Origin of the sequence: Thioalkalivibrio sp. ALE14 (assembly GCF_000376845.1) — a bacterium.
Lineage (GTDB): Bacteria > Pseudomonadota > Gammaproteobacteria > Ectothiorhodospirales > Ectothiorhodospiraceae > Thioalkalivibrio.
The window spans coordinates 54611-71634 of record NZ_AQXY01000028.1 but is presented as its reverse complement, the minus strand read 5'-3'; the positions used below and the strand labels follow the sequence as shown (position 1 = coordinate 71634).

The following is a 17024-nucleotide window of genomic DNA, read 5'->3' as shown; positions in this document are numbered from 1 at the left end:
GGACGTGATGAACAAGATTCGCAAGGGCGACGATGTCGTCGTGATTGCTGGCAAGGACAAGGGCCGCCGCGGGACCATTATCAAGGTCCTGGACGGCAAGGTCCTGGTCCAGAACATCAACATGGTGAAGAAGCATCAGAAGCCGAACCCGCAGCAGGGTGTCGGTGGCGGGATCATCGAGAAGGAAATGCCGATCGATATCTCCAATGTGATGCTCTTCAACCCGGCAACCGACAAGGGTGATCGCGTGTCGTTCAAGACCCTGGAAGACGGCCGCAAGGTGCGGGTCTTTCGCTCGAACGGCGAGGTCGTGGACGCATAACGCGGGACGGACGGTTTATGGAACGCTTGAGAGAAGAATACGAATCCAACGTGAAGCAGGCCCTGCGCGAGCAGTTCGGCTATGCCAACGTGATGGAGATCCCGCGCATCACCAAGGTGACCCTGAACATGGGTCTCGGCGATGCCGTGGCGGACAAGAAGGTGATCGAGCACGCGGTCAGTGATATGACGGCGATCGCTGGGCAGAAGCCGGTGGTTACCAAGGCGCGCAAGTCGATTGCAGGCTTCAAGATCCGTGATGATTATCCGATCGGCTGCAAGGTGACCCTGCGGCGCCGGCAGATGTACGAATTCCTGGATCGCCTGATCAATGTGGCGCTGCCCCGGGTGCGCGACTTCCGCGGGTTTTCCGCGAAGGCGTTCGATGGTCGTGGCAACTACAGCCTGGGCATCAAGGAACAGATCATCTTTCCGGAGATCGATTACGACCGTGTCGACAAGCTGCGCGGCATGGACATCACGATTACAACCAGCGCAACGACGGACGCGGAAGCCAAGGCCCTTCTGGAGGCCTTCCGATTCCCGTTCCGGCAGTAAACGAGGTAGGCGCACATGGCGAAGGTATCGATGATCGAGCGCGAGAAGAAGCGCGAGCGATTGGTAAAGAAGTACGCGGCCAAGCGGGCCGAACTGAAGGCGATCCTGGTGGACGATACCAAGTCCTCCGAGGAGCGGCTGGCGGCCATGCATGCGCTGCAGAAGCTGCCGCGTGATTCGTCCCGCGTGCGTCAGAAGAACCGCTGTGGCATTACCGGCCGGCCGAAGGGCTATTACCGCCGGTTTGGCCTGGGGCGCAACAAGCTGCGGGAACACGCCATGAAGGGCGAGATTCCGGGCCTGCGCAAGGCGAGCTGGTAAGGAGATTTGAAGCGATGATGACCGATCCGATTTCCGACATGCTCACCCGCGTGCGCAATGCACAGCGCGCCAACAAGGAGCAGGTCGCCATTCCCTACAGCAAGGCCAAGGAACGCATCCTGAAGGTCTTTGCCGAAGAGGGTTTCGTGGGCGATATGCAGGTCGAGGGCGAGGCCGCGCAGAAGAAGCTGGTGGTGAAGCTCAAGTACTTCGAGGGACGGCCGGTCATCGAGACCGTCGAACGGATTTCCCGCCCGGGTCTGCGGATCTATCGCGGCAAGGACGAGCTGCCGCGGATCAACGCTGGCCTTGGTGTCGCGGTGATCTCCACGCCCCAGGGTGTCATGAGTGACCGCGCTGCCCGGGCCGCAGGCCAGGGCGGCGAGGTCCTCTGCAAGATTTACTGAGGAATCAGCCATGTCGCGCATTGCAAATCTGCCGATCAAGCTGCCCAACGGTGTCTCCGTCGAGCAGTCGGACAGCGAGATCAAGATCAAGGGCCCGAAGGGCGAGCTTCAGCTCACCTGCCCCGAGGCGGTGATGGTCACCGTCGAGGATGGGGTGGTGCGAGTGAAGGCGGCCGAGAACGCCAAGAACGTCGCCCTGGCCGGGACCATTCGCGCGCTGCTGGGCAATCATGTCCACGGCGTGAGCGAAGGGTTCGAGCGGTCCCTGGAATTGGTCGGCGTCGGGTATCGCGCGCAAATGCAGGGCGCGAAGCTTAACCTGACGCTCGGCTACTCGCACCCGATCGACTTCGAGATCCCCGAAGGGGTGACGGTCGAAACGCCGACCCCGACCGAGGTCGTGGTCAAGGGAACGGATCGCCAGAAGGTGGGCCAGGTGGCCGCGAACATTCGCGCCATGCGCCCGCCGGAGCCCTACAAGGGCAAGGGCGTGAAGTACAAAGACGAGCGCATTGTGCGCAAAGAAGCCAAGAAGAAGTAGGTAGGCACCAGTGGACAAGAAAGAGGCCAGACTTAAGAGGGCGCGTCGCGCACGGTTCAAGATCCGTGAGCTGGGGGTGCATCGTCTCTGTATCCACCGGACGCCCCGCCACATGTACGCGCAGATCATCGCCCCGTCTGGCGACGCGGTACTCGCCGCGGCGTCGACGGTGGAGAAGGATCTGAAGAATGCCGGCGGTTCGACCGGGAACGCCGAGGCCGCCGCCCGAGTGGGGCAGGCGATTGCCGAGCGTGCACGCAAGGCCGGTATTGAACAGGTCGCGTTTGACCGCGCGGGTTTTCGTTATCACGGACGGGTGAAGGCCTTGGCCGACGCCGCACGTGAGAACGGCCTGCAGTTCTAGTCAAACGGGATCGAGCGGAGAGAGATATGGCACGTAACGATGTAAGCGAAGCGCAGGACGGCCTCCAGGAAAAGCTGATTGGCGTCAATCGCGTGGCCAAGGTGGTCAAGGGTGGCCGGCAGTTCCGGTTTGCCGCGCTGACCGTGGTGGGCGACGGCGAGGGCCGCGTGGGCTACGGCTATGCCAAGGCGCGCGAAGTGCCCGCCGCGATCCAGAAGGCCATGCAGCAGGCGCGCATGGAAATGCGCAACGTTGCGCTCCACGACGGCACGCTGCATTACGCAGTCAACGGCCGTCACGGAGCCGCGAACGTGTACATGCAGCCGGCCTCCGAGGGTACCGGCATCATCGCCGGCGGCGCGATGCGCGCGGTGCTCGAAGTGGCCGGCGTGCGCAACGTCCTCGCGAAGTGCGTGGGCTCGCGCAATCCGATTAACGTCGTGCAGGCGACCATCGACGGGCTCACCACGGTGAGCTCGCCCGAGCGTGTCGCGGCCAAGCGCGGCAAGACCGTTGACGAAGTGACGAGCTAAGCCATGAGCAAGCTGAAACTGACCCTGGTACGCAGCACCGCCGGCCGAATCGCATCGCACAAGGCATGCGTTCGCGGGCTGGGGCTGCGCAAGACCCACAGCACCTCGACGGTCGAGGCCACCCCGGAGAATCTGGGCATGGTCAAGAAGGTGTCGTACCTGCTGAAGGTAGAGGAAGTGTAACGATGCGACTGAATGAGATTGCAAGCCCCGACGGCGCCCGCAAGCCGGGCAAGCGCGTCGGTCGTGGCATCGGCTCCGGTCTGGGCAAGACCGGCGGTCGCGGCCACAAGGGTCAGAAATCGCGCTCCGGCGGCTTCACCAAAGTGGGCTTCGAGGGCGGTCAGATGCCCTTGCAGCGGCGCCTGCCGAAGGTGGGCTTTCGCTCGCGCAAGCAGCAGTATGCGGCGGAGGTTCGCCTGAGCGAGCTGAACAAGGTCGAGGGGGATGTCACCCTGGAGACGCTGAAGTCCGCTGGTGTGGTGCGCAGCGATGCGCAGAGCGCCAAGATCTTCGCCTCCGGCGAAGTCTCCCAGGCGTGCGCCGTGAAGGGCGTGGGCGTCACCAAGGGCGCGCGGGCGGCGATCGAAGCCGCTGGCGGGAGCGTTGAGGCCTAAATAATGGCGCGTGGAGCGACAGCACGTTCCGGTGGTGGACTCACCGGCTTTACCGAGTTACGCCAACGCTTGCTGTTCGTGCTGGGCGCCCTGGTGGTCTACCGCATAGGGACGTTCATCCCGGTGCCGGGGATCAACCCCGTCGCCGTCTCGCAGTTCTTCGAGCAGCAAAGCGGCACGATCCTGGACATGTTCAACATGTTCTCCGGGGGCGCGCTGGAGCGGCTGTCGATCTTTGCCCTCGGCGTGATGCCGTACATCTCTGCTGCGATCATCATGCAGCTGCTGGCGGCAACGGTGCCGGCCCTGCAGCAGCTGAAGAAAGAAGGCGAGCCGGGACGCCGCAAGATCACGCAGTACACGCGCTACGGGACCGTGGCGCTGGCGCTGTTTCAGAGTATCGGCATTGGGATCGCGCTGAATGGGCAGACGATCCAGGGCATGCCGATGGCGCTGAACCCGGGCCCGATCTTCATCTTCACCGTGGTGGTGTCGCTGGTGACCGGGACACTGTTCCTGATGTGGCTGGGCGAGCAGATCACCGAGCGCGGTATCGGTAACGGTATTTCGATCATTATCTTCGCGGGCATCGTGGCCGGCCTTCCGGGTGCCATTGGCGGGACGCTGGAGCTCGCGCGTACCGGTGAACTGGCCGCGGCCTTCGTGGTGATCCTGATCGTGCTGGCGCTGGCGGTGACCGCGTTTGTGGTGTTCGTGGAACGCGGGCAACGGCGGGTCACGATCAACTACGCGAAGCGTCAGGTCGGCCGGAAGATGGTCGGGGGGCAGTCTTCGCACCTCCCGTTGAAGCTGAATATGGCGGGGGTGATCCCGCCGATCTTCGCGTCCAGTATCATCCTGTTCCCGTCGACGCTCGGTCAATGGTTCGGCCAGGCCGAGGGCATGGACTGGCTGCGCGAGATCTCGACGACGCTGGCGCCGGGGCAACCGCTGTACGTGATGTTCTACGCGGCCGCGATTATTTTCTTCTGCTTCTTTTACACCGCGCTGGTGTTCAACTCCCGGGATACCGCGGAGAACCTGAAGAAGCAGGGCGCCTTCATTCCGGGGATCCGGCCCGGGGTGCAGACCGAACGCTTTATCGACGGGGTCATGACCCGGCTGACAGCGGTAGGTGCGGTGTATATCACCGCGGTCTGTCTGCTGCCCGAGTTCCTGATCCTGTACTGGAACGTGCCGTTCTACTTCGGTGGGACGTCACTGTTGATCATCGTCATTGTGGTCATGGACTTCATGGCCCAGCTGCAGTCGCACCTGGTGTCGCACCAGTACGAAGGCTTGATGAAGAAAGCGAATCTGAAGGGTTTCGGCGGGACCGGGATCCGGTAGACCAGGAGAAAGACCATGAAAGTACGTGCATCGGTAAAGCCGATCTGCCGGAACTGCAAAGTGATTCGGCGGAACGGCGTGGTCCGGGTGATCTGTTCGGATGCCCGCCACAAGCAACGCCAGGGCTGAGCTTGGCGTAACGCAAATTCATTGCTACTATAGCCGGCTTTGCCGGATTTAGATGGAGAGGTTGGATGGCTCGCGTCGCTGGAATCAATATTCCTGACCAGAAGCACACAGTAATCGCGCTGACCGCGATCTATGGCATTGGCCCGACCCGGGCCGGCCTGATCTGCGATGCAGCCGGTGTGCGTCGGGACATCAAGGTGCGGGATCTGACTGATGCCGAAGTGGATGCCCTGCGGGCTCAGATCGACAAGATTCCCGTGGAAGGGGATCTGCGCCGGGAGGTCAGCATGAACATCAAGCGGCTGATGGATCTCGGCTGCTACCGGGGCGTGCGCCACCGCCGCGGCCTCCCGCTGCGCGGTCAGCAGACGCAGACGAACGCTCGCACCCGCAAGGGTCCGCGGCGCCCGATTCGCAAGTAATCAGACTGGGATCTCAGGTACATGGCACAAGCGCAGACTCGGACCAAGAAAAAGGTCCGCAAGAATATCGCCGAGGGCGTGGCTCACGTGTATGCCACGTTCAACAACACGATCATCACGATCACCGATCGGCAGGGCAACACGATCAGCTGGGCCACCTCGGGTGGTTCCGGATTCCGTGGTTCCCGCAAGTCGACCCCGTTCGCCGCGCAGATCGCGGCCGAGCGTGCCGGGACGACGGCAGCCGAGCATGGCGTGAAAAACCTGGACGTGATGGTTCGCGGCCCGGGTCCGGGTCGGGAGTCGGCGGTACGCGCGCTGAACAATGCCGGGTTCAAGATCACGAACATCAGTGATGTGACCCCGATCCCTCACAACGGCTGCCGGCCGCCCAAGAAACGCCGCGTTTAAGGCTGGAGTTCAAGAATGGCTCGTTACATTGGACCGAAATGCAAGCTCAGCCGTCGCGAAGGCGTCGATCTGGGCCTGAAGAGCGGCGCTCGCGCGCTGGAGACCAAGTGCAAGCTGGACAAGCCGCCGGGTCAGCACGGCGAGCGCCGTACCCGCCTGTCGGACTACGCCGTGCAGCTGCGCGAGAAGCAGAAGCTGCGCCGTATCTACGGGGTGCTGGAAAAGCAGTTCCGCAACTATTACAAGAAGGCCGCGCAGCGCAAGGGCTCCACGGGTGAGAACCTGCTGAAGCTGCTGGAAGGCCGCCTGGACAATGTCGTGTATCGCATGGGCTTCGGGACGACTCGCTCCGAGGCACGCCAGTTGGTGGCCCACCGCGCGATCATGGTGAACGGCCAGGTGGTGAACATCGCCGCCTATCAGGTGCAACCGTCGGACGTGGTGACGGTCCGCGAGAAGGCCCGCAAGCAGGTGCGCATCCAGGATGCGATGACCCTGGCGGAGCAGACCGGCTTCCCGAGCTGGGTCGAGGTCGACACCAGCAAGTTCGAGGGGACCTTCAAGGCGATCCCGGATCGTTCCGATCTGCCCGCGGACATCAACGAGTCGCTCGTCGTCGAGCTGTACTCGAAGTAATCGTTTTTCGGCCTGGCGCCAGGAGTCACAATGCAGTCGAACGAACTGGTCAAGAAACAGCAGATCGAGGTCGAGGCCGAGAATCGGAATCAGGCCAAGGTCGCGCTCGAGCCGCTGGAACGCGGCTTCGGGCATACGCTCGGCAACGCGCTGCGGCGCGTGCTGCTGTCCTCCATCCCGGGGGCGGCGATCGTCGAGGCCCGGATCGAGGGCGTGCTTCACGAGTACACGACCATCGAGGGCGTGCAGGAAGATGTTGTCGACATCCTGCTGAACCTGAAGGGTGTGGCACTTCGTATGCACAGCCGCGATGAATCCACGCTGAGCCTGAAAAAGAAGGGTCCGTGCGTGGTGACCGCGGGTGATATCCAGGTCGACCACGACGTCGAGGTGGTGAACCCGGAGCATGTGATCGCCACGATCACCAAGAATGTCGACCTGGACATCACGCTGACCGCCCGTGCCGGGCGCGGCTACGAGCCAGTGACGGCGCGGCGCCAGGTCGAAGGTAGCGATGACACGGGGATTGGCCGGTTGCTGCTGGACGCCAGCTTCAGCCCGATCCGTCGGGTCTCCTATCGTGTGGAAAGCGCGCGCCTGGCCCAGCGGACCGATATGGACCGCCTGGTGCTGGAGCTCGAAACCAATGGCGCGATTGCCCCGGATGACGCGGTGCGTCAGGCCGCGACGATCCTGCAGGGTCAGCTCGCCCCGTTCGTCGACCTGCAGGAAGAGGCCGGCGAAGTGGCCGGTGTTGCCGGGGGTGCGATTGACCCGGTGCTGCTGCGTCCGGTGGACGAGCTGGAGCTGACCGTGCGCTCCGCGAACTGCCTGAAGGCCGAGAACCTGTACTACATCGGGGATCTGGTCCAGCGCACCGAGGTCGAGCTGCTGCGTGCGCCGAACCTGGGCAAGAAGTCGCTGACCGAGATCAAGGACACGCTGGCGACCCACGGGCTGTCGCTCGGCATGCGTCTCGAGAACTGGCCGCCGCCGGGTCTTCGCGACGACAACGAGTAATCACGGCGCGCCGCGCCCATCGTTTTTCTAGAGGAAGCCTCTCATGCGTCATCGTCATTCCGGCCGTCAGCTGGGCCGTAACAGCTCGCACCGCAAGGCCACGTTTCAGGCCCTGTCCGTGGCCCTGTTCCGGCACGAACTGATCAAGACCACGCTGCCCAAGGCGAAGGAACTGCGCCGGGTCGCCGAGCCGCTGATCACCATGGCCAAGGAAGACAGCGTGCACGGTCGTCGCACCGCGTTCGCCCGCCTGCGGGACAAGGAGATCGTGGGCAAGCTGTTCAGCGAACTGGGCCCGCGCTACCAGCAGCGTCCGGGTGGTTATCTGCGGATCCTCAAGTGCGGCAACCGTCCGGGCGACAATGCCCCGATGGCCTATGTCGAGCTGGTGGATCGTCCGGAAGGCCAGGCGGGCGACGGCGAGGCCGCCTGACGCGAAAGTCCTCCGGAGAAGGAAATGCCCGCAGTGGGCGACAGAAAAGCCGGCTCATAGCCGGCTTTTCTGCGTCTGGGGGCGGCTGCGCCCTGTGGGCAGGGATTCCTAGCCGCTGGCGGCCTGCGAGGGGCTGCCGGGGAGCATGGGGGCCAGGAATTGGCCCGTATGGCTGTGGGGGGTGGCCGCCACGGTTTCCGGAGTGCCGGCGACCAGAAGTTCGCCACCGCCGCTTCCGCCTTCCGGGCCGATGTCGATCAGCCAGTCGGCGGTCTTGATCACGTCGAGGTTGTGCTCGATGACGACGATGGTGTTGCCGTGGTCGCGCAGGCGGTGGAGGACACGCAGGAGCTGGGCGATGTCCTCGAAGTGGAGACCGGTGGTGGGTTCGTCCAGGATGTAGAGGGTGCGGCCAGTGTCGCGCTTGGACAGTTCGCGAGCGAGCTTGATGCGCTGGGCCTCGCCCCCGGAAAGGGTGGTGGCGTTCTGGCCCAGCTGGATGTAGGACAGGCCCACCTCCATCAGCATCTCCAGCTTGCGGTGGATGACCGGGACGGGCTGGAAGAAATCGAGCGCTTCCTCGACGGTCATCTCCAGGACCTCGTGGATGTTCTTGCCCTTGTAGCGGACCTCCAGGGTCTCGCGGTTGTAGCGGTGCCCCTTGCAGACGTCACAGGGGACAAACACGTCCGGCAGGAAGTGCATCTCCACCTTGATCACCCCGTCGCCCTGACAGGCCTCGCAGCGGCCGCCGCGGACATTGAACGAGAACCGGCCGGGCTTGTACCCACGCGAGCGCGCCTCTGCGGTTGCCGCGAACAGCTCGCGGATGGGCGTGAACAGGCCGGTATAGGTGGCCGGATTGGATCGTGGCGTGCGGCCGATCGGGCTCTGGTCGATGTCGACGACCTTGTCGATCAGCTCCAGGCCGTCGATGCGGTCGTGGTCCTCGATGTGATGGCGTCCGCCATGCAGCTCGGTCGCAACGGCCGGGTAGAGGGTGTTGTTCACCAGGGTCGACTTGCCGGAGCCGGATACACCGGTCACGCAGGTGAACAGGCCGGTCGGGAAGGCAAAATCGCCACCCTTGAGGTTGTTGCCACGGGCGCCGATCACGCGGATCTCGCGCTCGGGGTCGGCCTCGGTGCGCTGCTCCGGCACCGCAATCGAGCGGGTGCCGCGCAGGTAGGCCCCGGTAAGCGAGTCCGGATTGCTGGCGACGGCTTCCGGCGTGCCGGAGGCCACGATGTGACCGCCGTGGCGCCCCGCGCCGGGCCCGATGTCCACTACGTAATCCGCCTGACGGATCGCGTCCTCGTCGTGCTCCACCACGATCACCGTGTTGCCGAGATCGCGCAGGTGGCTGAGGGTGTTCAGGAGCCGCGCGTTGTCGCGCTGATGCAGGCCAATGGACGGCTCGTCGAGGATGTACATGACGCCGACCAGCGCCGAACCGATCTGCGAGGCCAGGCGGATGCGCTGGGCCTCGCCGCCGGAGAGGGTGTCGGCCGAGCGGTCCAGGGTCAGGTAGTCGAGCCCGACGTCGTTGAGGAAGCCGAGGCGCGAGGAGATCTCGCGCACGATCTTCTCGGCGATCTGGGCAAAGCGACCGGGCAGGCGGAGGTCGCTGAAGAAGGCCTGGGCGTTGGCCACGCTCATGTGCGTGACCTCGGGCAGTGTCAGGTCGTTGACGAACACGTGGCGCGCGGCGGCGTTAAGGCGCGTGCCATGGCAGTCGGGGCAGGGCTGTTCCGCCAGGTAGCGGCCCAGTTCCTCGCGCACCGCGGAGGAGTCGGTCTCGCGGTAGCGCCGCTCGAGGTTCGGGATCACGCCCTCGAAAACGCGTTCGTCGGTTCGCAGACGGCCGTTGGCGGCGGGGGTCGCAAGCTTGACCTTCTCCTTGCCCGAGCCGTGCAGGACCACCGCGCGAACCTCGGCCGGCAGCTCCTGCCACGGGGTCTCCACGTCAAAACCGTAGTGCCGGGCGAGACTGGTCAGCAGGCTGAAGTACCAGGCGTTGCGCCGGTCCCAGCCGCGCACGGCCCCGCCCGCCAGGCTCAGCTCCGGCTGCGATACCACGCGCTCGGGATCGAAGAACTGGTGCACGCCGAGGCCGTCGCAGGTCGGGCAGGCGCCGGCCGGGTTGTTGAACGAGAACAGCCGCGGCTCGAGTTCGCGCAGCGCGTAGCCGCAGATCGGGCAGGCGAAGCGCGCGGAGAAGATCATCGGCTCGCGTTCGGGCTCGTCCATCCAGGCGATCAGGGCCAGGCCGTCGGCCAGTTCCGTGGCGGTCTCGAAGGACTCGGCCAGCCGCTGGCGCAGGTCCTCGCGCACGCGGAAGCGGTCGATCACGATCTCGATGTTGTGCTTGCGCTTGGGATCCAGCGCTGGCAGCGCATCCAGGTCGTGAATCTCGCCGTTAATGCGCGCGCGCAGGTAGCCCTGGGAGCGCATCGCCTCCAGCATCTTGTGGTGCTCGCCCTTGCGTCCGCGCACGACCGGCGCCAGCAGCATCACCTTGTCGCCCTCGGGCAGTTCCAGCACCTGGTCCACCATCTGCGAGATGGTCTGCGCGGCCAGGGTCTCGCCGTGTTCCGGGCAGCGCGGCTCGCCGGCCCGGGCAAACAGCAGCCGCAGGTAGTCGTAGATCTCGGTGATGGTGCCGACGGTGGAGCGCGGATTGTGCGAGGTGCTTTTCTGCTCGATGGAGATCGCGGGGGACAGGCCCTCGATCTGGTCCACGTCGGGTTTTTCCATCATCGACAGGAACTGCCGGGCGTAGGTCGACAGGCTCTCCACGTAGCGGCGCTGGCCCTCCGCGAACAGGGTGTCGAAGGCCAGTGACGACTTGCCCGAGCCGGAGACGCCGGTAAACACGATCAGCCGCTCGCGCGGCAGGTCGAGGTCCACGTTCTTCAGGTTATGGGTGCGGGCGCCGCGAATGCTGATGCTGTCCATGGGGCTGGATCGACTCCACTGGTTTGCGTCGCGCGGCGCGCCGGGTGGCCCCCGATGCGCCGCAAACCGTCCATGGTAACACCCGGGCGTCGGGCGCCATGGTTTCCGCGCCGGGGTTGCCGGTAAACTCCGCGCCATGAAGACGTCCCCGCCTCTGCGTCGGTTCCGGACGCCATGACCCCCCGCGAGTTGCGCGCCACAACGGGGCTGGCGGCGATCTATGGTGTGCGCATGGCGGGGCTGTTCATGGTCCTGCCGGTATTCATGCTGCATGCCGACCGCATCCCCGGCGCGACTCCGTTGCTGATGGGGCTGGCGCTGGGGATCTACGGTCTCACCCAGGCGGTGCTGCAGATCCCGTTCGGCCTGCTGTCCGACCGGGTGGGACGCAAGCCGCTGATCCTCGCCGGGCTGCTGCTGTTCGTGGCCGGCAGCCTGGTCGCGGCCCTCGCCGAGACCATCCACGGCATCATCCTGGGGCGTGCCTTGCAGGGGGCGGGTGCGGTGGCGGCGGTTATCCTCGCCCTGACAGCGGACCTTGTCGGCGAGGAGCGCCGCATGCGGGCGCTCGCCGTGATCGGCCTGACCATCGGCCTGACCTTCACCGCCGCGATGGCGCTAGGGCCGGTAGTGGATCGTTCCGCGGGGCTGGAGGGGATCTTCGCCCTTTCGGCGCTGCTCGGGGTGGTCGCGATCGTGATCCTGTTCCTGTGGGTCCCGGCACCGGAGCGCACCCGCGTGCATCCGGACATGGTTCCGGTATGGTCGGCGCTGCCGCGGATCCTGCGGGCTCCCGACCTGCTGCGCCTGAATCTCGGTATCTTCGTGTTGCACCTGGTGCTGGCCGCGAATTTCCTGGTGATCCCGGTCCTGCTGCTGGAGACCCTGGCCCTGCCGGGGGCGAGTCACTGGAAGTTCTATGTGCCGGTCCTGCTGGTCGGCTTCGTGCTGATGCTGCCGGGAATCATCTATGGCGAGCGCCGCCGGCGCGTGCACAGCGTGCTGCGTGGCGCGATCGCCTTGCTCGCCGGGGTGCAGGTCCTGCTGGCCTTGCTGGTGCTGGATGGTGGCGGGTTGTGGATGCTGGCGGCACTGATGATCCTGTTCTTCGCCGCCTTCAACCTGCTGGAGGCCGGGCTGCCGTCGCTGGTGGCGCGCATGGCGCCGGTGGCGCACAAGGGCACCGCCATGGGCGGCTTTGCCACCGCACAGTTCCTCGGCATCTTCGCCGGCGGCGTGCTCGGGGGTGGCCTGCTGACCGTCGCCGGGCCGGCGGGGGTGTTTCTTGCCGGGGTGCCGCTGCTGCTCTTCTGGTGGTGGAGTGCGCGCGGGATGCACCCGCACTACCGCTCCAACCGGTTGCTGGCGGTCCCCGCCCACTGGTCCGGTCGCGAGGCCGAGCTGCTGCGCATGCTGGGGGACTGGCCGGGTGTGCACGAGGCCGAGTTGTCGCCGGATGCCGGTTCCCTGTACCTGAAGGTGGAGCCCGGTGGACCGGATACCCCCGAACTGACCGCCTGGATGGCGCGTCCTCCGCCCCGGTAGTCTCCGTGGACGCGGCCCGCGTCCCCATCGCGGACCGGTGCACTGTCGCGGCGGGGGCGGGCTGCTACACTATCGGGTCTGTCTCTCCATGCCTGACTGAAGGAGGCCCCATGGCCCGCGGCGTCAACAAAGTCATCCTGCTCGGCAACCTCGGGGCCGACCCGGAAAAGCGCGAGACCCCGAACGGGGTCACGGTCACCAATCTGCGTCTGGCGACGTCCGAGCAGTGGACCGACAAGAACTCCGGCGAGAAGCGCGAGAACACCGAATGGCACCGGGTGGTGATGTTCGGGCGTCTGGCGGATATCGCCGCGCAGTACCTGTCCAAGGGCTCGCAGGTCTACATCGAAGGCAAGATCCAGACCCGCAAGTGGCAGGACCAGTCCGGCAATGATCGCTACAGCACCGAGGTGGTCGCCAGTGACATGCAGCTGATCGGCGGCCGCGGTGGCGGCGGTGGTGGCGGGTTCGACCAGGACCCGGGCTACGGCGGCGGCAATGCCTACGGCGGTGGCGGCCAGCAGAGCGGCAATCGCAGCAGTGCACCGGTCTCCGGTGGCGGCTTCGACGATGACGACGTCCCGTTCTAGCCACCGCGATCCCTGAACTCCCCAACCAGCGAAGTACCGAGAGCATGATCCGCAAGGTCTACATCCAGACGCACGGCTGCCAGATGAACGAGTACGACTCCGATCGCATGCTCGACGCGCTGCGCGAGCTGCACGGGGCCGAGCGCACCGACGATCCGGAGCAGGCGGATGTCCTGCTGATGAACACCTGCTCGATCCGCGAGAAGGCGCAGGAGAAGGTCTTCTCGCTGCTGGGCCGCTGGCGGCAGATCAAGGAGCGCCGGCCGGAGGTCATCATCGGGGTGGGCGGTTGTGTCGCCAGTCAGGAGGGTGACGCCCTGCGCGAGCGTGCCCCGTATGTGGACCTGGTGTTCGGGCCGCAGACCCTGCACCGGCTGCCGGCCATGATCCAGTCGGTGCGCCGCGAGCGTGCGCCGGTGGTGGATATCTCCTTCCCCGAGATCGAGAAGTTCGACCGCCTGCCGGAGCCGAAGGCCGAGGGACCGACGGCGTTCGTCTCGGTGATGGAGGGCTGCTCCAAGTACTGCAGCTTCTGCGTGGTGCCCTATACCCGTGGCGACGAGATCAGCCGCCCGTTCGACGACGTGATCGCGGAGGTGGTCGCGCTCGCCGCGCAGGGGGTCAAGGAGATCAACCTGCTGGGGCAGAACGTGAACGCCTATCAGGGGCCGATGGAGGATGGCGACACCGCCGACCTGGCGTTGCTGATCCACTACGTGGCGGCCGTCGAGGGCATCGAGCGCATCCGCTTCACCACCTCGCACCCGGTCGAGTTCTCCGACTCGCTGATCCAGGCCTTCGCCGACGAACCGAAGCTGGTCAGCCACCTGCACCTGCCGGTGCAGAGCGGCTCGGATCGTATCCTGGCGCAGATGAAGCGCGGCCACACGATCCTGGAGTACAAGTCCAAGATCCGCCGCCTGCGCGAGGCGCGCCCGGATCTGGACCTCTCCTCGGACTTCATCGTCGGCTTCCCCGGCGAGACCGATGCCGACCATGCGGCGACCATGAAACTGATCGAGGAACTGCACTTCGATTTCTCCTTCAGCTTCATCTACAGCGCGCGTCCGGGTACCCCGGCCGCATCGCTGCCGGACGACGTGCCGATGGCGACCAAGAAGGCCCGTCTGGCCGAGCTGCAGGCCCTGATCGAGCAGCACGGCCGCGCGCGCAACCAGACCATGGTTGGCAACGTGGAGCCGGTGCTGGTGGAAGGCCCGGCCAAGCGCAACCCGGGCGAACTGGCCGGGCGAACTGCGAACAACCGCATCGTCAATTTTGCCGGTGACCCCGGCCTGATCGGGCAGCTGATCCCGGTCGAGATCACCGAGGCCCTGGCGCACTCCCTGCGCGGGCGTACGGTGGAGCGGGCGATGCCCGCCGCCGTCGGCGCCTGACCTGAATGGCCAATCGTCTGGATTTCACGCTGGAACCCGGTGACCAGGAGACGCTCGCGCGGATCTCCGGGCCGCTGGATGCGCACCTGCGCCTGATCGAGTCGCGCCTGGGCGTGGCGGTGCACAATCGCGGTCCGCGCTTCAATCTGACCGGTCCGAAGACCGCGGTGCAGGCGGCCGGGGCGCTGATCCATGATCTGCACCGCATGGCCCAGGAGGAACCGGTCAGCCTGGAGCAGGTGCATACCGCGCTACAGACCGCCCATGTCGAGGGGCTGGCGGAGCCCGAAGGCAATGGCGGAAATGGCGGTGATCCGTCGCTGCGGCTCAAGCGGGCGGTCATCCGCGGCCGCGGCCCGCGACAGGCGAAGTACCTGGCGGCGATTGCGCAGCATGACCTCAGTTTCGGCATCGGCCCGGCCGGCACCGGCAAGACCTTCCTCGCAGTGGCGGCGGCCGTCGCCGCGCTGGAACAGGACCGGGTGCAGCGCCTGGTCCTGGTGCGCCCGGCGGTGGAGGCCGGCGAGCGCCTGGGCTTTCTGCCCGGCGACCTGGCGCAGAAGATCGACCCCTATCTGCGGCCGATGTACGACGCCCTGTACGAGTTGATGGGCTTCGACCAGACCGCCCGCCTGATGGAACGCCAGGTGATCGAGGTCGCCCCGCTGGCCTACATGCGCGGGCGTACCCTGAACGAGGCCTTCATCATCCTCGACGAGGCGCAGAACACCACTGTCGAACAGATGAAGATGTTCCTGACCCGGATCGGCTTCGGTTCCACTGCCGTGGTCAACGGCGACATCACCCAGGTCGACCTGCCGCGTGGCCAGCGCTCGGGGCTCAAGCACGCGATGCAGATTCTGAACGACGTGGAGGGCGTACATATCACCCGCTTCCAGGCGGGTGACGTGGTGCGCCATCCGCTGGTGCAGCGCATCGTGGAGGCCTACGACGCCCACGACAGCGCCTCCGGAAAACCGGATGCGGCGCCGGAGCCCGGTGCTGGCGGTGCCGCTGTGGACGGGCAGGACGCTGATGGCGCTTGAGGTCGCGGTGCAGTACGCCGTGCCGCGCGTCGGCCTGCCGGCCGCCACCACCCTGCACCGTTCGGCCCGCGCGGCCTGGCGCGGGGCGGGCGAGGCCGCGGTGACCCTGCGCCTGGTGGATGCCGACGAGGGGCGCTCGCTGAATCACGCCTTTCGCGACCGCGACTACGCGACCAACGTGCTGTCCTTCCCCGCGCCGGAACTGCCGGCCGGTCTGCCGCCCGAGGCGAACGCCTATCTCGGCGACGTGATCCTGTGCGCGCCGGTGCTGGCGCGCGAGGCGGCGGAGCAGGGCAAGAGCCTGGCCGCCCACTATCACCACATGGTGGTACACGGGATGCTGCACCTGCAGGGCATGGATCACCAGACGCCGGACGAGGCCGCGCGGATGGAGGCAATTGAGTCCTCGATCCTGGCCGGGTTAGGCTATTCCGACCCCTACGCCGAGCATCCGGCCCGCGCCCAGACGCCGCACCCAGCCGGAAACGCCCCCGATGCCTGAACCCGAACCCGACGAGCAACCGATCTGGCGGCGCTGGCTGGCCCGCGCCGGCGAGGCCCTGCGCCCGCGCCGCGAGCCGGCGACCCGCCGCGAGCTGATCGAGACCCTGCGCGGCGCGCACGCCCGCGAGCTGGTCGATCCCGAGGCGCTGACCATGCTGGAAGGCGTGCTTAACGTCGCCGACATGCAGGTGCGCGACATCATGATCCCGCGCGCGCAGATGGAAGTGGTGCGCCGGGATGCCGGGCTCTCCGAGTTCCTCCCCGACGTGGTCGCCTCCGCACACTCCCGCCTGCCGGTGGTGGGGGATCACCGCGACGAGGTCGTCGGCGTGCTCCTGGCCAAGGACCTGCTGCGCTTCTTCGGCGAGACGGACGATGCCGCCTTCGATATGCAGGAGATCCTGCGCCCGGCGGTGTTCGTGCCCGAGAGCAAGCGCCTGAACGTGCTGCTGAAGGAATTTCGCCTGAGCCGCAACCACATGGCGATCGTGGTCGACGAGTACGGCGGCGTGGCGGGCCTGGTGACCATCGAGGACGTGCTGGAACAGATCGTCGGCGAGATCGAGGACGAGCACGACGTCGAGGACTACCTGACCCAGATCATGCAGCATCCCGGCGGACGCTACACCATCAAGGCGCTGACCCCCATGGAGGAGTTCAACGCCTACTTCCAGACCGCCTACAGCGAGGATGACTTCGACACCATCGGCGGGCTGGTGCTGTCGCACTTCGGGTATGTCCCGCGCCGCGGCGAGCAGATTGTCGTGGACGGCATGCAGTTTCGCGTGCTGCGCGCGGACAACCGCCGCCTGCACCTGCTCGAGATGCGCCTGCCGGAACCGGACGCCCCGGTGGCCACCGGGACCGAGGCGCAGCCATTCGACGGGCCGGCCCCGGACGACCCTCGTACCCCCTGAGCGC

General features: G+C 66.0%; 23 protein-coding genes. 22 read left to right on the top strand and 1 reads right to left on the bottom strand.

Features of this window, described 5'->3' with window-relative positions; translation table 11 throughout:
* The first annotated feature begins 7 nt into the window (after positions 1–7).
* From rplX to rplQ, 16 genes are all read left to right on the top strand, one after another.
* Complete coding sequence (gene rplX / locus F572_RS0108145; RefSeq protein ID WP_017941082.1) at positions 8–322, top strand: 50S ribosomal protein L24; 315 nt, start codon at positions 8–10, stop codon at positions 320–322.
* A gap of 17 nt (positions 323–339) precedes the next feature.
* Positions 340–879 (top strand): 50S ribosomal protein L5, encoded by a 540-nt coding sequence (gene rplE, locus F572_RS0108140; protein WP_017941083.1) that lies wholly within the window; start codon positions 340–342, stop codon positions 877–879.
* A gap of 15 nt (positions 880–894) precedes the next feature.
* On the top strand, positions 895–1200 hold the full coding sequence (gene rpsN / locus F572_RS0108135; RefSeq protein ID WP_017941084.1) for a 30S ribosomal protein S14: 306 nt from the start codon (positions 895–897) through the stop codon (positions 1198–1200).
* A gap of 14 nt (positions 1201–1214) precedes the next feature.
* Positions 1215–1607, top strand: coding sequence for a 30S ribosomal protein S8 (gene rpsH, locus F572_RS0108130; RefSeq protein WP_017941085.1), 393 nt, complete (start codon positions 1215–1217; stop codon positions 1605–1607).
* 10 nt (positions 1608–1617) lie between these two features.
* Entirely contained in the window at positions 1618–2148 is a 531-nt protein-coding gene (gene rplF / locus F572_RS0108125) for a 50S ribosomal protein L6 (RefSeq protein WP_017941086.1), read from the top strand.
* 10 nt (positions 2149–2158) lie between these two features.
* The gene (rplR, locus tag F572_RS0108120; RefSeq protein WP_017941087.1) at positions 2159–2512 is read left to right on the top strand and encodes a 50S ribosomal protein L18; all 354 of its coding nucleotides are present in this window, start codon (positions 2159–2161) and stop codon (positions 2510–2512) included.
* A gap of 26 nt (positions 2513–2538) precedes the next feature.
* Positions 2539–3045: a 30S ribosomal protein S5 gene (gene rpsE / locus F572_RS0108115; protein ID WP_017941088.1), complete on the top strand. Its 507-nt coding sequence runs from the start codon at positions 2539–2541 to the stop codon at positions 3043–3045.
* A gap of 3 nt (positions 3046–3048) precedes the next feature.
* Positions 3049–3228, top strand: a complete 180-nt coding sequence (rpmD, locus tag F572_RS0108110) for a 50S ribosomal protein L30 (protein ID WP_017941089.1) — start codon at positions 3049–3051, stop codon at positions 3226–3228.
* Positions 3229–3230: 2 nt separating this feature from the next.
* The gene (gene rplO, locus F572_RS0108105; RefSeq protein ID WP_017941090.1) at positions 3231–3662 is read left to right on the top strand and encodes a 50S ribosomal protein L15; all 432 of its coding nucleotides are present in this window, start codon (positions 3231–3233) and stop codon (positions 3660–3662) included.
* 3 nt (positions 3663–3665) lie between these two features.
* A complete protein-coding gene (secY, locus tag F572_RS0108100) occupies positions 3666–5012 on the top strand; it encodes a preprotein translocase subunit SecY (RefSeq protein ID WP_026142920.1) in 1347 nt (448 codons plus the stop codon).
* 15 nt (positions 5013–5027) lie between these two features.
* Positions 5028–5141, top strand: coding sequence for a 50S ribosomal protein L36 (gene rpmJ / locus F572_RS15290; protein WP_018881305.1), 114 nt, complete (start codon positions 5028–5030; stop codon positions 5139–5141).
* Between the two features lie 65 nt (positions 5142–5206).
* On the top strand, positions 5207–5563 hold the full coding sequence (gene rpsM / locus F572_RS0108095; RefSeq protein WP_017941092.1) for a 30S ribosomal protein S13: 357 nt from the start codon (positions 5207–5209) through the stop codon (positions 5561–5563).
* Positions 5564–5584: 21 nt separating this feature from the next.
* Positions 5585–5974: a 30S ribosomal protein S11 gene (rpsK, locus tag F572_RS0108090; protein ID WP_017941093.1), complete on the top strand. Its 390-nt coding sequence runs from the start codon at positions 5585–5587 to the stop codon at positions 5972–5974.
* A 15-nt stretch (positions 5975–5989) separates the two neighbouring features.
* Entirely contained in the window at positions 5990–6610 is a 621-nt protein-coding gene (rpsD, locus tag F572_RS0108085; protein WP_017941094.1) for a 30S ribosomal protein S4, read from the top strand.
* A 30-nt stretch (positions 6611–6640) separates the two neighbouring features.
* Complete coding sequence (rpoA, locus tag F572_RS0108080) at positions 6641–7630, top strand: DNA-directed RNA polymerase subunit alpha (RefSeq protein WP_017941095.1); 990 nt, start codon at positions 6641–6643, stop codon at positions 7628–7630.
* A 43-nt stretch (positions 7631–7673) separates the two neighbouring features.
* Positions 7674–8063, top strand: coding sequence for a 50S ribosomal protein L17 (rplQ, locus tag F572_RS0108075; protein WP_017941096.1), 390 nt, complete (start codon positions 7674–7676; stop codon positions 8061–8063).
* Positions 8064–8171: 108 nt separating this feature from the next.
* Here the strand turns inward: rplQ and uvrA are convergent, their stop codons facing one another.
* On the bottom strand, positions 8172–11021 hold the full coding sequence (gene uvrA, locus F572_RS0108070) for an excinuclease ABC subunit UvrA (protein WP_017941097.1): 2850 nt from the start codon (positions 11019–11021) through the stop codon (positions 8172–8174).
* A 174-nt stretch (positions 11022–11195) separates the two neighbouring features.
* Here uvrA and F572_RS0108065 point away from each other — a divergent pair, with 174 nt between their 5' ends.
* From F572_RS0108065 to F572_RS0108040, 6 genes are all read left to right on the top strand, one after another.
* Positions 11196–12566 carry an MFS transporter gene (locus tag F572_RS0108065; RefSeq protein ID WP_017941098.1) on the top strand — a complete coding sequence of 457 codons (1371 nt, stop codon included), beginning with the start codon at positions 11196–11198 and terminating at the stop codon, positions 12564–12566.
* Between the two features lie 110 nt (positions 12567–12676).
* Positions 12677–13156, top strand: coding sequence for a single-stranded DNA-binding protein (gene ssb / locus F572_RS0108060; RefSeq protein ID WP_017941099.1), 480 nt, complete (start codon positions 12677–12679; stop codon positions 13154–13156).
* 44 nt (positions 13157–13200) lie between these two features.
* Positions 13201–14553: a tRNA (N6-isopentenyl adenosine(37)-C2)-methylthiotransferase MiaB gene (gene miaB / locus F572_RS0108055; RefSeq protein WP_017941100.1), complete on the top strand. Its 1353-nt coding sequence runs from the start codon at positions 13201–13203 to the stop codon at positions 14551–14553.
* 5 nt (positions 14554–14558) lie between these two features.
* Positions 14559–15599, top strand: a complete 1041-nt coding sequence (locus F572_RS0108050; protein WP_017941101.1) for a PhoH family protein — start codon at positions 14559–14561, stop codon at positions 15597–15599.
* Positions 15589–16101: an rRNA maturation RNase YbeY gene (gene ybeY, locus F572_RS0108045; RefSeq protein ID WP_026142921.1), complete on the top strand. Its 513-nt coding sequence runs from the start codon at positions 15589–15591 to the stop codon at positions 16099–16101. Before F572_RS0108050 ends, ybeY begins: the two co-directional genes overlap by 11 nt.
* A complete protein-coding gene (locus F572_RS0108040; protein ID WP_017941103.1) occupies positions 16094–17020 on the top strand; it encodes an HlyC/CorC family transporter in 927 nt (308 codons plus the stop codon). The genes ybeY and F572_RS0108040 overlap by 8 nt, the downstream gene beginning before the upstream one ends.
* Positions 17021–17024: the final 4 nt, after the last annotated feature.

Bases quoted from the DNA above. Each gene is read 5' to 3' on its own strand.
- miaB (WP_017941100.1), top strand. From the start codon at position 13,201: ATGATCCGCAAGGTCTACATCCAGACGCACGGCTGCCAGATGAACGAG.
- rplO (WP_017941090.1), top strand. From the start codon at position 3,231: ATGCGACTGAATGAGATTGCAAGCCCCGACGGCGCCCGCAAGCCGGGC.
- ssb (WP_017941099.1), top strand. From the start codon at position 12,677: ATGGCCCGCGGCGTCAACAAAGTCATCCTGCTCGGCAACCTCGGGGCC.
- rpsK (WP_017941093.1), top strand. From the start codon at position 5,585: ATGGCACAAGCGCAGACTCGGACCAAGAAAAAGGTCCGCAAGAATATC.
- F572_RS0108040 (WP_017941103.1), top strand. From the start codon at position 16,094: ATGCCTGAACCCGAACCCGACGAGCAACCGATCTGGCGGCGCTGGCTG.
- rplF (WP_017941086.1), top strand. From the start codon at position 1,618: ATGTCGCGCATTGCAAATCTGCCGATCAAGCTGCCCAACGGTGTCTCC.
- uvrA (WP_017941097.1), bottom strand. From the start codon at position 11,021: ATGGACAGCATCAGCATTCGCGGCGCCCGCACCCATAACCTGAAGAAC.
- rplQ (WP_017941096.1), top strand. From the start codon at position 7,674: ATGCGTCATCGTCATTCCGGCCGTCAGCTGGGCCGTAACAGCTCGCAC.
- F572_RS0108065 (WP_017941098.1), top strand. From the start codon at position 11,196: ATGACCCCCCGCGAGTTGCGCGCCACAACGGGGCTGGCGGCGATCTAT.
- rpsH (WP_017941085.1), top strand. From the start codon at position 1,215: ATGATGACCGATCCGATTTCCGACATGCTCACCCGCGTGCGCAATGCA.
- rpoA (WP_017941095.1), top strand. From the start codon at position 6,641: ATGCAGTCGAACGAACTGGTCAAGAAACAGCAGATCGAGGTCGAGGCC.
- ybeY (WP_026142921.1), top strand. From the start codon at position 15,589: ATGGCGCTTGAGGTCGCGGTGCAGTACGCCGTGCCGCGCGTCGGCCTG.
- rpmJ (WP_018881305.1), top strand. From the start codon at position 5,028: ATGAAAGTACGTGCATCGGTAAAGCCGATCTGCCGGAACTGCAAAGTG.
- rpsE (WP_017941088.1), top strand. From the start codon at position 2,539: ATGGCACGTAACGATGTAAGCGAAGCGCAGGACGGCCTCCAGGAAAAG.
- secY (WP_026142920.1), top strand. From the start codon at position 3,666: ATGGCGCGTGGAGCGACAGCACGTTCCGGTGGTGGACTCACCGGCTTT.
- rpsN (WP_017941084.1), top strand. From the start codon at position 895: ATGGCGAAGGTATCGATGATCGAGCGCGAGAAGAAGCGCGAGCGATTG.
- rpsM (WP_017941092.1), top strand. From the start codon at position 5,207: ATGGCTCGCGTCGCTGGAATCAATATTCCTGACCAGAAGCACACAGTA.
- rplX (WP_017941082.1), top strand. From the start codon at position 8: ATGAACAAGATTCGCAAGGGCGACGATGTCGTCGTGATTGCTGGCAAG.
- rpmD (WP_017941089.1), top strand. From the start codon at position 3,049: ATGAGCAAGCTGAAACTGACCCTGGTACGCAGCACCGCCGGCCGAATC.
- rpsD (WP_017941094.1), top strand. From the start codon at position 5,990: ATGGCTCGTTACATTGGACCGAAATGCAAGCTCAGCCGTCGCGAAGGC.
- F572_RS0108050 (WP_017941101.1), top strand. From the start codon at position 14,559: ATGGCCAATCGTCTGGATTTCACGCTGGAACCCGGTGACCAGGAGACG.
- rplE (WP_017941083.1), top strand. From the start codon at position 340: ATGGAACGCTTGAGAGAAGAATACGAATCCAACGTGAAGCAGGCCCTG.